This window comes from Arthrobacter sp. ISL-69 (assembly GCF_018613775.1).
GTDB lineage: Bacteria > Actinomycetota > Actinomycetes > Actinomycetales > Micrococcaceae > Arthrobacter.
On sequence record NZ_JAGGPO010000012.1, the window covers coordinates 254,971 to 270,776 of the forward strand.

General features: G+C 64.6%; 9 protein-coding genes. 7 read left to right on the forward strand and 2 right to left on the reverse strand.

Annotation, left to right across the window (positions count from 1 at the left end):
- Positions 1–92 precede the first annotated feature (92 nt).
- Entirely contained in the window at positions 93–1,079 is a 987-nt protein-coding gene (gene rlmB / locus J7I79_RS09190) for a 23S rRNA (guanosine(2251)-2'-O)-methyltransferase RlmB (protein ID WP_214952473.1), read from the forward strand.
- A 135-nt stretch (positions 1,080–1,214) separates the two neighbouring features.
- Here the strand turns inward: rlmB and J7I79_RS09195 are convergent, their stop codons facing one another.
- A complete protein-coding gene (locus J7I79_RS09195) occupies positions 1,215–2,066 on the reverse strand; it encodes a carbon-nitrogen hydrolase family protein (protein ID WP_214952474.1) in 852 nt (283 codons plus the stop codon).
- Between the two features lie 116 nt (positions 2,067–2,182).
- Between J7I79_RS09195 and glgX the strand changes: the two genes are divergently transcribed.
- From glgX to J7I79_RS09210, 3 genes are read left to right on the forward strand one after another with little or no spacing between them, the layout of a single operon-like run.
- Positions 2,183–4,297: a glycogen debranching protein GlgX gene (glgX, locus tag J7I79_RS09200; RefSeq protein WP_214952476.1), complete on the forward strand. Its 2,115-nt coding sequence runs from the start codon at positions 2,183–2,185 to the stop codon at positions 4,295–4,297.
- 20 nt (positions 4,298–4,317) lie between these two features.
- Positions 4,318–4,761 (forward strand): ribonuclease domain-containing protein, encoded by a 444-nt coding sequence (locus J7I79_RS09205; protein WP_214952477.1) that lies wholly within the window; start codon positions 4,318–4,320, stop codon positions 4,759–4,761.
- A gap of 8 nt (positions 4,762–4,769) precedes the next feature.
- Positions 4,770–5,126, forward strand: a complete 357-nt coding sequence (locus J7I79_RS09210) for a barstar family protein (RefSeq protein WP_214952479.1) — start codon at positions 4,770–4,772, stop codon at positions 5,124–5,126.
- A gap of 150 nt (positions 5,127–5,276) precedes the next feature.
- On the opposite strand, the gene glgP is transcribed toward J7I79_RS09210, so the two are convergent.
- A complete protein-coding gene (gene glgP, locus J7I79_RS09215) occupies positions 5,277–7,895 on the reverse strand; it encodes an alpha-glucan family phosphorylase (protein ID WP_214952482.1) in 2,619 nt (872 codons plus the stop codon).
- 131 nt (positions 7,896–8,026) lie between these two features.
- On the opposite strand from glgP, the gene J7I79_RS09220 reads away from it, so the two are divergent.
- Genes J7I79_RS09220 through J7I79_RS09230 form a run of 3 tightly spaced genes read left to right on the forward strand, consistent with a single transcriptional unit; the run spans position 8,027 to position 15,577 of the window.
- On the forward strand, positions 8,027–10,099 hold the full coding sequence (locus tag J7I79_RS09220) for an alpha-1,4-glucan--maltose-1-phosphate maltosyltransferase (RefSeq protein ID WP_311380552.1): 2,073 nt from the start codon (positions 8,027–8,029) through the stop codon (positions 10,097–10,099).
- A gap of 5 nt (positions 10,100–10,104) precedes the next feature.
- Positions 10,105–11,901: a maltose alpha-D-glucosyltransferase gene (gene treS, locus J7I79_RS09225; protein WP_214952484.1), complete on the forward strand. Its 1,797-nt coding sequence runs from the start codon at positions 10,105–10,107 to the stop codon at positions 11,899–11,901.
- Position 11,902: 1 nt separating this feature from the next.
- A complete protein-coding gene (locus J7I79_RS09230; RefSeq protein WP_214952486.1) occupies positions 11,903–15,577 on the forward strand; it encodes a 1,4-alpha-glucan branching enzyme in 3,675 nt (1,224 codons plus the stop codon).
- Positions 15,578–15,806: the final 229 nt, after the last annotated feature.

The window sequence follows — 15,806 nt, forward strand, 5'->3', positions numbered from 1 at the left end:
GTCCGGATGCCAGGCAGGACCTTGCGCCGGCGATTTAACCTGAGTAAGTAGACTGGAGGTCAGACTTACTCAACAAAGCAAGGGTGAAACTCATGGCCAACAACGGTCGCCGGTCGGTCAAAGCAAAGAAGGGCCCCACCATCGGAACGGGTGGTCACGGCCGCAAGGCCCTCGAGGGCAAGGGCCCCACTCCCAAGGCGGAGGACCGCCCGTACCATAAGGCCCACAAGAGCAAGCAGCTCGCCGAGCGGTCTGCTGCCAAGCGTCCCGGCGCAGCCCGCGGTTCGGGTGCCCGCTCAGGTCCGAAGGGCCGTGCCACTGAGGAAGTCGTCACTGGACGCAACTCCGTTGTAGAAGCGCTGCGCGCCGGCATCCCGGCCAAGGCCCTGCATGTCGCCATCCGCATTGAAATGGATGACCGCGTCAAGGAGTCCCTCAAGCTTGCGGCCGAACGTGGCATTCCGCTGATGGAAACGGGCAAGCCCGAGCTGGACCGGATGACGGACGACGCCATCCACCAGGGTCTCGTGCTGCAGATTCCGCCGTACGAATACCAGGACGCCTACGAGCTCGCCGAAGAAACGTTGGCCAGCTGGAAGCGGGGCCATGTGGCCAATGCGCCGCTCTTCGTCGCACTGGACGGCATCACCGACCCGCGCAACCTCGGCGCGATCATCCGCTCTGTGTCGGCCTTCAGCGGCCACGGCGTCATCGTGCCGGAGCGGCGCTCCGTCGGCGTCACGGCCTCGGCCTGGAAGACCAGTGCCGGCGCAGCAGTCCGCGTTCCGGTGGCACGCGCCGCCAACCTGAACAACACCCTCAAGGCGTTCAAGAACATGGGCATCTACGTGCTCGGCCTCGACGGCGACGGCGACGTGTCGCTGCCGGACCTCAGCCTCGCCAAGGAACCCGTCTGCATCGTGGTCGGTTCCGAAGGCAAGGGCCTGAGCCGGCTGGTCCGCGAAAACTGCGACCAGATCGTTTCCATCCCGATCGACTCCGCGATGGAATCGCTCAACGCCTCCATGGCCGTCGGCATCTCCCTGTACGAAGTCTCCAGGCAGCGCGCAGCGAAGTAATTCCCAGCGACGCTCTCTCACTTCCTGCGGCTAAAACAGCAACGCTCTCGCAGTACCTGCAACTAAAACAGCAACGCTCGCTCACCAGGTGAGCGAGCGTTGCTGTTTTTGTTGCGGAAAGTGAGAGAGCGTCTGTTACTGGAACGTGTGGCGGTTGGCCAGGACCGGGAGCTTTGCCCGCGCTTCCTTGACGACGGCGGGGTTCAGGTCCGCGAACAGCAGCCCGGTGCCGCCGTCGAGCTCTTCGATGACCTCACCAAGTGGAGAAACGACGGCGGAGTGCCCCACCCCGGTGGGCGCCGGTCCCTTGGTTTCGATACCTTGCGTGGCGGGATCGCCCTGGCCGCAGGCCAGCACGTAGGTGGTGGTGTCCACGGCGCGGGCACGGGCCAGCAGGCGCCACTGGTCCACCTTTCCCGGCCCTGATCCCCAGGAGGCACAAACGATGTTCACTTCCGCACCCAGGTCGGCGTTGGCTGTGAACAACGCCGGGAACCGGACGTCGTAGCACGTGGCCAGGCCGAAGCGGATGCCGCCGAGCTCGAACGTGACCGGTCCGGTGCCGGCGTCGACCGTGGCTGATTCGGCGAAGCCAAAGGCGTCGAACAGGTGGATCTTGTCGTAGCTCGCCTCCACGCCGGGACCCGTGACGAGGAGCGTATTCCGCACCTTCCTGACATCGTCGCTGTCCGACGCGCCGGCGCCCGTTTGACCGGAACCGGCAGAACCGGAGTCTCCCGGGGTGAACATGCCCGCCACAATCACGATGCCCAGCTCTCCTGCGATGCGCCGCACGCGGGTGGCCCACGGACCGTCGAGCGGCTCAGCAATATCCAGAAGCGAATTGCCGAACGCGCGCATGGTTGCTTCCGGGAAAACGACCATTTCTGCGCCACCTTTTTTCGCTTGGCGGGCGAAATTTTCCACGAGCTCCAGATTCCCGGAAATGTCGCGGCCCGTAACTACTTGAGCAAGTGCAACTCGCACAATTACCTCCCACTAGGCGTGTTCTTCCAGTATGCAACGCTGAACAAGGCCAGCCCATTTCCCGACACATTGCGGAAAATATCAGGCATTTGTGTGGCACAGCTAATATTTAAGCAATGGTCATGCCACTCCTAGACACAGCCTCAACCGTGGACGCCTCCCGGCCGTTTCCACTGGGTATCAGCGTTCCGCGCACGGGCTCTCCGGCAACGGACGATCCTCAGAGTGCCTGCGCTAACGTCGCGGTCTACGCGCCCGGTGTGAGCACGCTCGAAATCGCTTACTGCGCGCCCGGCGGAACGTGGCAGCTGAAAACGCTGCCGAACGTCACAAACGATGTCCACCACGGCATCGTGGACGGCTTCCCCACAGGGTCGAGGTACGGGTTCCGCTCCTCTTCCGAGGATGACGCCCTCCCCGTATCGGTGCCCACCATGGCCTTTGACTACGACGGCGAGCAGCCGCTGCTGTTGGACCCTTACGGCCGGGCCGTGGATGAGCGCGAAGGCTTCCTCACCAACGTGCGGATGTCCCCCGGATTCGACTGGGGCGACGACCGCTGTCCTCACGTCCCATGGCGCAACACCATCATTTACGAGGCACACGTCCGCGGCCAAAGCATGTTGCACCCGGACATCCCCGAGAATCTCCGGGGCACCTACGCCGGCATGGCCCACCCGGCAATGATTGAGCACCTCACTGGCCTGGGTATCACCTCGGTCCAGCTGCTGCCGGTCCATTTCCACATGGACGAACCGCACCTCCAGAACCTGGGCATGACCAACTACTGGGGCTACAACACCGCGGCATTCTTTGCTCCGCATCCGGCGTACGCCACCCAGGCCGCGCAGGCGGCCGGGCCGCAGGCCGTGCAGGACGAGTTCAAGGGCATGGTCAAGCTTTTGCACGCGGCAGGCCTGGAAGTCATCCTGGACGTGGTCTACAACCACACTGCCGAAGGCGGACGCGACGGGCAGACGCTCAGCTTCCGCGGGCTGGGGGAGATGGAGTACTACCGGAACGACGGCAACGGCCGGTACGTGGACACCACCGGGTGCGGCAACACCCTCAACTTTGGCCACCCCCGAGTGGTCCAGCTGGTCCTCGACTCGCTGAGGTACTGGGTTGACGAGTTCCACATCGACGGCTTCCGGTTCGACCTCGCGGTTACCCTCTGCCGCAACGCCGCGAACGACTTCGACCCGCACCACCCGTTCCTCGTGGCCATCGCCGCGGATCCGGTGCTGTCCTCCGTCAAGCTGATTGCCGAGCCGTGGGACGTGGGCTACGGCGGCTGGCAGACCGGACGCTTCCCGCACGGTTGGGTGGACTGGAACGACCACTATCGTGACGCGTTGCGCTCCTTCTGGGTCGCGGACCGGGCCGCGATCGATGCCGGCGGCCAGGGCGGTTCCGTGGCGCGCCTCGCCGACTCCATTTCCGGCTCCGCAGGCCTTTTTGCGGAATCGGGTCGTTCCCGCATGGCCTCGCTCAACTTCTTCACCGCCCACGACGGTTTTACCCTGGCCGATCTTGTGTCCTACGACCGTAAGCACAACGAGGCCAACGGCGAGCAGAACCGCGACGGACACGGAGACAACCGCAGCTACAACCACGGCTTTGAGGGCCGGACCGAAGACGAGGACATCCTGGCGCTTCGGGCGCAGACCAGCCGAAACCTGATGGCCACGCTGATGGTGTCCATGGGCATCCCCATGATCACCGCCGGTGATGAGATCGGACGCACGCAGCAGGGCAACAACAACGCCTACTGCCAGGACAACCAGATCACCTGGCTGGATTGGACCAGCACGCCGGAATCCCATGCCATGCTTCGGAGCACCAAACGGGTCATCCGGCTGCGGAAGGAGTTCCTGGCAGGCCAGCCGCACGACTACCCCTCCCGGGACAAGCAGGCCTATCTGCACTGGTTCGACGAGCACGGCAATCCCATGTCGATGGACCGCTGGAATGACCCCCAGCACCGTGTTGTCCAGCTCCTGCTCGGTTCCGATGACGGCCAGGTGGACGGGCTCGTGGTGGTGAACGGCAGCGCCAACGACATGAAAATCACCCTGCCCGACGTCAGCAACGACGAAGGCACGGGAAAGCGGCTGTTCGAGCTCCGGCTGACCACGTCTGAACTCCACGACCGCCGCCAAGGTGTGAGGGTGACCGCCGGCGAGCGTGACGTGGTGCAGTCCAACACCATCAGCATCTACCGCACGTAGGTTCCGGAAATGGGGAATCGATGAGGGGGATCGCGAGGCTCCTGACCTTGGCCGCGGTCCTGATTCTGGTCGTCGGCCTGGGCCTGGTGCTGTCCAACACGCAGGAGAACCCGGCCGGACCGGCCGTTTCGGCGAGCCCGACGGCGGGAGGCGCTGTTCCCGGGGTGAAGAACACCTCGGGCCTGGACGCGGTTCCTGCCTCAAGCCTTCCACCGGAGGCACGGGAGACCCTGGCCCTGATCGCCCGCGGCGGGCCCTACCCCTATTCGCGTGACGGCGCCGTCTTCAGCAACTTCGAGCGCCTGCTGCCTAGGAAACCCGGCGGCTACTACAAGGAATTCACGGTTGAGACTCCCGGCGAATCGGACCGGGGCGCCCGCCGGATAGTCTCGGGGGAGACCGGCGAAAAATACTACACGCCGGACCACTACGAATCGTTTCTGTTTATCGTCGAAGGCAAATAAGGGCACAAATGAAGATTTACTCCGCTGACACCTGGACCATCGATGAGCTGCGCGAGCAGGCATCGGACGCCGGCCGCCGGGTCCTGGTGATTCCCGCCGCCGACACGAAGAAAGCGGTGCTCCAGAGGTTCGGGGAAGTATTGGATTTTCCGGAGCATTACGGCGTCAACCTCGATGCCCTCAATGACTCCCTGCACGACTTCGCGGATACGGTCACGGACGACGGCAAGGAACCCCTCACGTTCATCTGGCAGGTCCCGGCCGTCTACCGCTCGGACCGCTCGTTCGGGGTCATCTGTGAGATCCTCCAGGACGCGGAGAGCTACGCCGGCAGGAGCCTGTCCGTGGTCGCCGTCTTCCTCTAGCCGACGCTCTCTCACTTCCTGCCGCCAAAAGCTCAACCCTCTCGCACTTTTCGCACGGAAAGCACCGACGCTCTTGCACCTTTCGCCGTTAAAAACGCAACGTTCCCTCACTGAGTGAGGGAACGTTGCCGGTCGGGACCGTAGGCACGCTTAGGCGTTGACGATGAGCCCCAGCTCAGCCCGCGAAGCAAGGGCCGAGTGCTTGGGCAGCACCCGCACGGTGTAACCGAAGGACCCGGAGCGGTCGATCAGCAGCGAGCCGCTGAAGAGGAAGCGCCCCTTGCCGAGGTCTTCCTTGGGCACCAGGTCCGCCACCGTGACATCGGCCAGTTCGTCGCTTTCCTCGGCGCGGCCGAACGCAACTTCGACGGCGACGTCGTCCGGATCGAGATCGTGCAGCGCGATGTAGGCGTTCACCTGCAGGGTGTCGCCGATCTGCGGGTCCTCGGAGACGCCCACCGAATCGACGTGTTCCACCTGGATCTGGGGCCAGGAGGCACGGATCCGTGACGTCCAGGCTGCCAAGGCCTTGGACTGGGAGAAGGAGTCCGCGACAGCCCGACGCCCCGCAACCGCGGCGGGACGGTAGAGGATGTTCACGTAGTCCTGGAGCATCCGCTCGGCGGAGACTGCGGGGCCGAGGTGCGCCATGGTGTGCTTGATCATGGACACCCAGTGCGTGGGCACCTTCTGTGTTCCGGATTCCGAAGGCCCTGCTGCTCCGGCAGCGTCGGACACAGTGAGGCCGTAGAAGCGGGGCGCCACCTGAGTTTCCAGCAGTTCGTAGAGGGCTGCGGCTTCGATGTCGTCGCGTTCCTCGGGCGAGGCGTTGTTATTGGCGGTGGGAATTGCCCAGCCGTTTTCGCCGTCGTACATCTCATCCCACCAGCCGTCCAGCACCGACAGGTTCAGCGAGCCGTTGATGGCCGCCTTCATCCCGGACGTGCCGCACGCCTCCAGCGGCCGCAGCGGATTGTTCAGCCACACGTCGCAGCCGGGGAAAAGCGTGCGTGCCATGGCGATGTCGTAGTTGGGCAGGAACGCGATGCGGTGGCGCACCTCGGGATCGTCGGTGAACCGGACCAGGTCCTGGATCATCTTCTTGCCGGCATCATCCGCCGGGTGCGACTTGCCCGCGATGACCAGCTGGATGGGGTGGGTCTCGTGCAGCAGCAGGGCCTTGAGCCGGGCAGGTTCGCGCAGCATCAGGGTAAGCCGCTTGTACGTCGGCACGCGCCGGGCGAAGCCGATGGTGAGGATGTCCGGGTCCAGCACGGAATCGGTCCAGCCGAGCTCAGCGTCGGCGGCCCCGCGTTTCTTCCAGGCTGCGCGAAGGCGTTTGCGGACGTCCTCCACGAGCGAGACGCGCATCTCGCGCCGAAGTGCCCAGACGTCCTCGTCGCTGACGTTGTAGGCGAGGTCCCAGCGGCCCAGGGCTTCCGCCTCGGCGCCGAACTGGTCCCGGGCCAGCTTCGAGACGCGGCTGTCCACCCACGTTGGGACGTGCACGCCGTTGGTCACCGAGGTGATGGGAACTTCCGAATGGTCGAAGCCCGGCCACAGGGCCGAGAACATTCCGCGGGACACCACGCCGTGGAGCTTGGCCACACCGTTGGCGCGCTGTGCCAGCCGCAGGCCCATCACGGCCATGTTGAAGACCGACGGGTTGCCGTCCGCGAAGTCCTCACGCCCCAGGTCCAGGATCCTGGACACCGGCACGTCGGGAGCCAGCCCGGCCTCGAAAAAGTGCTGGATCTGCGAGACCTCGAAACGGTCGATGCCCGCCGGCACCGGAGTGTGCGTCGTGAACACGGTGGAGGCACGCCCTGCCGCAAGTGCTTCTTCCCAGGTCAGCGGACGCTCAGAGGACATGAGTTCCTGGATGCGTTCAATGCCCAGGAAACCGGCGTGGCCCTCGTTGGTGTGGAAGACCTCCGGTGCCGCGCAGCCCGTGAGGCGCTGGTAGACGCGCAGCGCCTTCACACCGCCCATCCCGAGCAGCAGTTCCTGCTGGAGGCGGTGGTCACCGCCACCGCCGTACAGGCGGTCCGTGATGCCACGGGCGGCGTCGTCGTTGCCCGGAACGTTTGAGTCCAGCAACAGCAGGGGGACACGCCCGACGTCGGCACGCCAGATGTGCGCCAGCAGCCGGCGCCCGTGGGGGAGCGGCAGCGAGATCTGGATGGGTTTGCCGTTGCCGTCGGGGGAGTCCTCGCGGAGGAGTGTCAGCGGGAGCCCGTCCGGGTCCAGGACCGGGTACGTTTCCTGCTGCCAGGCGTCCCGGGACAGGGACTGTTTGAAATAGCCGGCCTGATAAAGCAGGCCGACGCCGATGAGCGGCACGCCGAGGTCCGATGCTGCCTTAAGGTGGTCGCCGGCCAGAATTCCCAGGCCGCCGGAATACTGCGGCAAAACTTCAGTGATTCCGAATTCCGGTGAGAAGTAGGCGATGCAGGACGGGGCGTCGTCACCCAGGCCCTGGTACCAGCGGGGCTGCTCGAGGTAGCGGTCCAGGTCCTCGGCTGCGGCCTGGACTCGGCGGACGACGTCTTGGTCCGCTGCGAGGCGCTGCAGTTCCTCCCTGCTCACCAGGCCAAGGAAACTTACCGGATCGTGGGCGCTGTCGTCCCAAATGGCGGGGTTGAGTCCCTCAAAAAGCTCCCTGGTGGGCCGGTGCCACGACCACCGCAGGTTGGTGGCCAACCGGGCCAGCGGCCGGATGGATTCCGGTAGGACGGTTCGGACGGTAAATCTGCGGATAGCCTTCACCTGCGTCACACTAACCGACAACATGGGCCGTCGGAACATGTTTTGGTTTCTTTTAGGTAAATGACGGATTGCTCTAGGAAACACGGAAGTCCCCTTAGCAAAACGGGCGATTTCTAGATAACGTCGAGTTTGTGACGACTAATACGCGAACCAGTGCCGGATCCAGCAAAAAGCCCAAGGCCCTGATCACGGAGGGCCTGCGTTTTGGCCGTTTCCCGATCACTGCCGTTCAGCCCGTGGTGGACGGAGGTAAGTTTCCCGCCAAGGCGCTGCCCGGTGAAGGCCTTGTAGTTGGCGCGACGGCATTCCGCGAAGGCCACGACCAGCTCGGAGTCAGCGCGGTGCTGTTTGATCCCAAGGGCAAGGAACGCCAGCGAGTCCGCTTGGCGCCGCCTCGCGGCGACCGGGGGAAGGGCACCGACCGGTGGGAAGGCATCATCACCCCCACCGGCCCGGGCAACTGGTCATTCGCCATTGAGGCCTGGCATGACCGGTACGGTACCTGGCACCACAACGCAGAGGTCAAGATTGAGGCGGGCATCGACGTCGAACTGATGCTGGCCGAGGGAGCTGCGCTGCTCTCCGAAGCATCCGAGGATTCGGCCCGCCCCTCCTCCGACCGGCGGACGCTCCGGACCGCCGTCGTGGTTCTGTCTGACACGTCGCTGTCCCCGGAGGAGCGGCTAGCTGCCGGGTTCGGCCTGGAGGTGACGGACGTCGTCGAACGCCAGCCCATCCGTGAACACGTCACCGTCTCGGAGCGCTTCCCCCTGCTCGTGGAACGCGATCTGGCCGGCCGCGGTGCCTGGTACGAGTTCTTCCCCCGTTCCGAAGGGGCCGTCCGCAACCACACAACGGGCGAATGGCAGTCGGGAACGTTCCGGACCGCGGCCCAGAGGCTCGACGCCGTCGCGGGCATGGGCTTCGACGTCATCTACATGCCGCCCATCCACCCGATCGGCATCCAGCACCGCAAGGGCCCGAACAACACGCTGATCGCAGGCCCGCACGATCCCGGTTCGCCGTGGGCCATCGGAGCCAAGGAAGGCGGACACGACGCCATCCACCCGGACCTTGGCACCTTCGAGGACTTCGACGCGTTCGTAGCCCGTGCCCGTGAACTCGGCCTCGAGGTGGCACTGGACCTGGCCCTGCAGGCTGCGCCGGACCATCCCTGGGTGGAGTCCAACCCCGAATGGTTCACCACTCGGGTGGACGGCAGCATCGCCTATGCCGAAAACCCGCCGAAGAAGTACCAGGACATCTTCCCGCTGAACTTCGACAACGATCCCGAGGGGCTGTCCAAGGAGATCCTCCGGGTTGTGCTGCTCTGGGTGAGCCACGGCGTCAAGATCTTCCGGGTGGACAACCCGCACACCAAACCGATCTGGTTCTGGGAATGGCTCATCGCCAAGGTCAACAAGAAGCACCCCGAAGTGGTGTTCCTGGCGGAGGCTTTCACTCGCCCGGCCATGATGCACGCGCTCGGCCGGGCAGGCTTCCAACAGTCCTACACGTACTTCACCTGGCGGAACACCAAGACCGAACTCGAGGAATACTTCACCGAGGTCAGCCATAAGTCGCCGGCGTATTTCCGTCCGAATTTCTTTGTGAACACCCCGGACATCCTGACCGAATACCTGCAGTTCGGCGGTCCGGCAGCGTTCAAGATCCGTGCCGCACTCGCGGCGACGGCAAGCCCGCTGTGGGGCGTATACGCGGGATATGAGCTTTACGAGCACGTGGCCCGGCCGGGCGCCGAGGAGTACATCGACAACGAGAAGTTCGAATACAAGGCCAGGGACTGGGACGCGGCGGCGGAATCAGGCCGGACCCTTGCCCCGTACCTGACCAGGCTCAACGAAATCCGCCATGCGCACCCCGCACTGGGGGACCTGCAGAACCTGACGCTGCACCACAGCACGGACGATGCCACCGTCGTGTACTCGAAGCACAAGACGCTTCCGGACGGCACCAAGGACACGCTGATCATCGTGGTGAACGTCGATCCGCACGGCACCCGGGAGAGCACCGTTTCCCTGGATCTCGCGGCGCTCGAACTCGACCCCGAGGACCTGACGCACAACGGCGGCTTCCGGGTGGATGATTTGCTGACCGGCGAAAGCTGGGAGTGGGGCGAATACAACTATGTGCGCCTGGACGCGCACCTGGAACCCGCACACATCCTGAATATCCGGAGGTAGCATTCGTGAGTTTTAGTCCACAGAACCCGAGCCAGCACTTCACCCCCAAAGGCACATTCGAGCTAAACGCCCCCGGCCTCCAGCACGATCCCCTGTGGTACCGCAAAGCGGTGTTCTACGAAGTCCTGGTCCGCGGCTTTGCGGACGGAAACGGAGACGGCTCCGGAGACTTTCACGGCCTCATCGACAAGCTGGACTACCTGCAGTGGCTGGGTGTCGATTGCCTCTGGCTGCCGCCGTTCTTCCAGTCCCCGCTCCGTGACGGCGGCTACGACATCTCGGACTACAACTCCGTGCTCGATGAGTTCGGCACCATCAGCGACTTCAAGCGGCTGGTGGCCGAAGCGCATGCCCGTGGCGTCCGGGTGATCATCGACCTGCCGCTGAACCACACCTCTGACCAGCACCCCTGGTTCCAGGAGTCCCGCAAGGACCCGGACGGGCCGTTCGGCGACTTCTACGTCTGGAGCGACACCGACGAGAAGTACCAGGATGCCCGCATCATCTTCGTAGACACGGAAGAGTCCAACTGGACGTTCGACCCCATCCGGCGGCAGTTCTTCTGGCACCGGTTCTTCAGCCACCAGCCGGACCTGAACTTCGAGAATCCGAAGGTCATCGACGCGCTGTTCGACGTCGTGCGCTTCTGGCTGGATCAGGGAATTGACGGCTTCCGCGCAGACGCCATCCCCTACCTGTTCGAGGAGGAGGGCACCAACTGCGAGAACCTGCCCGCCACCCACGACTTCCTGCGCAAGCTGCGGAAGATGGTGGACGAGAACTATCCGGGCAGGGTCATCATCGCCGAGGCCAACCAGCCTCCGGTGGAAGTAGTGGAGTACTTCGGGACCGAAGAGGAACCCGAATGCCACATGGCTTTCCACTTCCCCATCATGCCGCGGCTCTATTACGCCCTGCGGGACCAGAAGGCGGCGCCCATCATCGAGACGATGAAGGACACGCCGGACATTCCCGAGGGCGCGCAATGGGGCACGTTCCTGCGGAACCACGATGAGCTCACGCTGGAAATGGTCACGGCCGACGAACGCGCGGCCATGCTCGGCTGGTACGCGCCCGACCCGCGCATGCGGGCCAACATCGGGATCCGGCGCAGGCTTGCCCCGTTGCTGGACAACTCCCGGGCCGAGATAGAGCTCATCAACGCCCTGTTGCTCTCGCTCCCCGGCAGCCCCTTCCTGTACTACGGGGATGAAATCGGTATGGGCGACAACATCTGGCTTGAGGACCGGGATGCCGTCCGTACGCCCATGCAGTGGAACCCGGACCGCAACGCAGGCTTCTCCAGTGCCGACCCGGGCAAGCTCTACCTGCCCGTGATCCAGTCGCTGGTTTACAACTACAGCATGGCCAATGTGGAGGCTGAGGCCGCGCATTCCGGCTCGCTGCTGCGGTGGACCCGGCAGATCCTCAGCGTCCGGAGGAACCACCCCGCTTTCGGGCTGGGGGGCTTCAAACACGTCGAAGCGGACCACGACGTCGTCCTTGCCTACCTGCGGGAGATCCGGGCCGACAACGCTGCAGGGGAGGACGCCGAGTCGATCCTGTGCGCGTTCAACCTCTCCCAGCACCCGGTGGCCACGACGTTGCGGCTTCCTCAGTTTGCCGGCCGCGGCCTCCGGGACGTTTTCGGCGGCCAGCCCTTCCCGGCAATCGGCGACGACGGCCTGCTCACGCTGACCCTCGGCAGCCACGATTTCTTCTGGCTGCGGATCCGCTCGGCCGCATCCAACCCGGCCTCGCCGTTCACCCAGGCCCTCCCGATCCTGTCCATCGAAGGCTGAAATGACCCAATCCACACTCAACCCCTCCCTGGCCGAGCTGCTCAGGGCCTGGCTACCGCGCCAGCGCTGGTTCCCCGTCAAGACGGGTGAATTCACGTTGTCGCCTGTCGGCGGTGTGCGCCTGGACGACAGCAGCGGCGAGGTGGGCCTTGAGGTGTTCCTGGCGGCAGTCACCTATCCCACGGCCGACGGCGGCAGCCGGACCGACGTCGTGCAGGTCCCGCTGAGCTTTCGGGCCGAGCCCCTGCCGGGCAAGGAAGCTGCGCTGGTTGGCGACGGAGGGGACTCCGCCCAGGGACGCCGCTGGATCTACGATGCGGTCCATGACTCTGTGTTTGTCTCGGCCTGGCTGGAGCTGATCCGGAGCGGCGGCACCTCGCCGGAGGGAAACGCGATGGGCCACCTGGTGCCCTCCGACTACCGGCTGCCTACGGCCACCGGCACCGTAAAGGTCCTCTCCAGTGAGCAGTCAAACAGTTCGGTGATAGTGGACGACGGCGGCTCTGCGGCCATCGTGAAATTCTTCCGGGTGCTGTCCGAAGGACGGAACCCGGAAGTGGAAATCGGCGCAGCCCTGACGACGGCCAGGACCTCGGAAGTGCCGGCGACCCTCGGCTGGGTCACGGGGGAGTGGGAAGCCCCGCTGGACGGCGTCGAAGATAGTCCGCGCACGTCTGAAGGCGAACTCGCCGTCGCCCATGAGTTCCTGGCCGGCGGGCGGGACGCGTGGCGGCTGGCGGTTGATGCCGCAAGTTCGGGCACGGACTTCACGTCCGAGGCCCATGCCCTGGGCGTTGCCACGGCTACAGTGCACCGGCGGCTGGCCGAGGCCCTCGGCCTGGCCGTGGAATCCGCGCCGGGTAAGGACATCGCGCCCGGAGTAGCGCAGCGGGTCCTGCAGTCCTGGACGGAAGCAGGTCCCGCCGTCGGGCCGTACGACGACGCCCTGTCCGGCCTGCTCAAGCAGCTTGAAGGCAGCAACGCCGGTGCGCTGCAGCGGATCCACGGTGACCTCCACCTGGGGCAGATCCTGCAGGTGCCCGGGCACCAGGGGGAGCCCGAACGATGGGCCATCCTGGACTTCGAAGGGGAACCGCTGCGGCCCATCGCGGAACGCAACTTCCCCGACGTGCCGTTACGCGACGTCGTCGGCATGCTGCGGTCCTTCGACTACGCCGCCGGTGCCGCCCAACGCGAGCAGGCCGGGGTCCGTGTGCCCGAATCCTGGGTGGACGACTGCGCCGACGCGTTCCTGGCGGGTTACGGCGAAATTACGCCCGGGACCATTGACCGCCGCTCGCCCTTGTTTGTGGCATTGTGGCTGGACAAGGCTTTGTATGAAGTTGTCTATGAGTTGCGGAACAGGCCCGGATGGCTGGACATTCCGGTAAATGCCTCACGACGTCTCCTCAGCAGTACAGGCTCCGGCGCATCAGCCGCAGCCGCAGCGGAAGGTAACAAAATGACAGGCTCAGCACGTACAGACCGGCCCGGTGTGCCGCTTCAGGTGGACGCGGATACCCTCTCACGGGTGGCGTCGGGCGAATATCACGCCCCGCACTCCATCCTGGGAGCGCACCTTGACGACCACGGCCACATCACCATCCGCACCGTCAAGCACCTGGCTTCGGCAGTGTCGGTTGTGACCGCAGCCAGCACCGTGCCCATGACGCATGAGGCCAACGGTGTCTGGGCAGTGGTGCTGGACCCCCTCCAGCCGGGCCACGTTCCCGACTACCGGCTGGAAGTCACCTACGAGGGCCTGCCCCCTCAGGCTATGGACGATCCCTACCACTACCTCCCGACGGTCGGGGAGGTGGACCTTCACCTGATCGGCGAAGGCCGCCACGAGAAGCTGTGGGAAGTGCTTGGCTCCCATGTCCAGCACTACAAGTCCTCCCTCGGCGACGTGGACGGAGTCTCATTCGCCGTGTGGGCACCGAACGCACAAGCCGTCCGGGTCAAGGGTGACTTCAACGCCTGGGACGGCCGGGAGAACTCGATGCGCTCGCTGGGCTCGTCCGGCGTCTGGGAACTCTTCATCCCGGGTGTTTTAGCAGGGGCGTGCTACAAGTTTGAAATCAAGACAAAAGCCGGCCACTGGGTGGAAAAAGCTGATCCCCTGGCATTCGGAACGGAGGTCCCGCCGCTCACGGCGTCGCGGGTCGTCGAGTCGGCCTATGCCTTCAAGGACGATGAGTGGATGGCCGCCCGAGCCGAGCGGGACCCGCACAACTCGCCCATGAGCGTGTACGAGGTCCACCTCGGATCCTGGCGTCTGGGACTGGGCTACCGTGAACTGGCCAAGGAGCTGGTGGAGTACGTCAAGTGGCTTGGCTTCACCCACGTGGAGTTCATGCCGGTGGCAGAGCACCCCTTCGGCGGTTCCTGGGGCTACCAGGTGACCTCCTACTTCGCGCCCACGTCCCGGTTCGGCCACCCGGACGAATTCAGGTTCCTCGTGGACGCGCTGCACCAGGAGGGCATCGGTGTCCTGCTTGACTGGGTGCCGGCGCACTTCCCCAAGGATGCATGGGCCCTGGCCCAGTTCGACGGCGAGGCACTGTATGAGCACGCTGACCCGAACCTGGGTGAGCACCCCGACTGGGGCACGCTGATCTTCGACTTCGGCCGCACGGAAGTCCGCAACTTCCTGGTCTCCAACGCGCTCTACTGGCTGGACGAGTTCCACATCGACGGCCTTCGCGTGGATGCCGTGGCATCGATGCTTTACCTCGACTATTCGCGTGAGGAAGGCCAGTGGCAGCCCAACAGGTACGGCGGCCGCGAAAACCTTGAGGCGATCTCCTTCCTGCAGGAAACCAACGCCACTGTGTACAAGACGCACCCGGGCGCGGTGATGATCGCGGAGGAATCCACTGCATTCCCCGGAGTGACCGCCCCGACCAGCGTCGGAGGCCTGGGCTTTGGACTCAAATGGAACATGGGTTGGATGCACGACTCACTCAAGTACGCATCCGAAGACCCGGTAAACCGCAAGTGGCACCACGGAACCGTCACCTTCTCGATGGTCTACGCGTTCACTGAGAACTTCCTCCTGCCCATCAGCCATGACGAAGTCGTGCATGGCAAGGGCTCCATGCTCCGGAAGATGCCGGGCGACCGCTGGCAGCAGCTGGCCAACCTCCGTGCCTTCCTGGCCTACCAGTGGGCCCACCCCGGCAAGCAGCTGATCTTCATGGGCACTGAATTCGGCCAGGAGGCTGAATGGTCCGAACAGCACGGCCTGGACTGGTACCTGGCGGAAATTCCGGCGCACCGGGGTGTCCAGCTGCTCACCAAGGAACTGAATGAGCTCTACGCGTCGACTCCCGCGCTGTACGAACGGGACAACGAACCGGGCGGGTTCCAATGGATCAACGGTGGAGACGCTGACCGCAATGTCCTGTCGTTCATCCGCTGGGATACTGACGGCAACCCGCTGGTGTGCGCCATCAACTTCTCCGGCGGCCCGCACCAGGGCTACACCCTCGGTGTTCCGGTACCAGGTGCGTGGCAGGAGGTCCTCAACACGGACGACTCCGCATTTGGCGGTTCGGGTGTCCTGAACAAGGGCGCCATCACGGCTACCGCGGAGGGCCAGGACGGCCAGCCGGCGACGCTGAGCGTTACATTGCCTCCACTGGGCGCGGCCTTCTTCAAGCCGGCCAGCTGACCCCAGGCTTAAAAAGCGCTCTCGAAAGCCCGGGATCCCCAGGGATCCCGGGCTTTTTGCGCCCCTGACGGAGGTGGCTTTGTATCCTCGCAAAAGTGGTGGTAGAGTTTATTTCCGCGCTGCTCCCCGGAGTTGGCCAGCAAAGACTTCACAGATTGCCGCAGGCAAAGTGAGTCGGGTTGGCCGATTTGACCCGGGTGAAGCAAGCGGGTAAGTTTGGAAAGTTGCT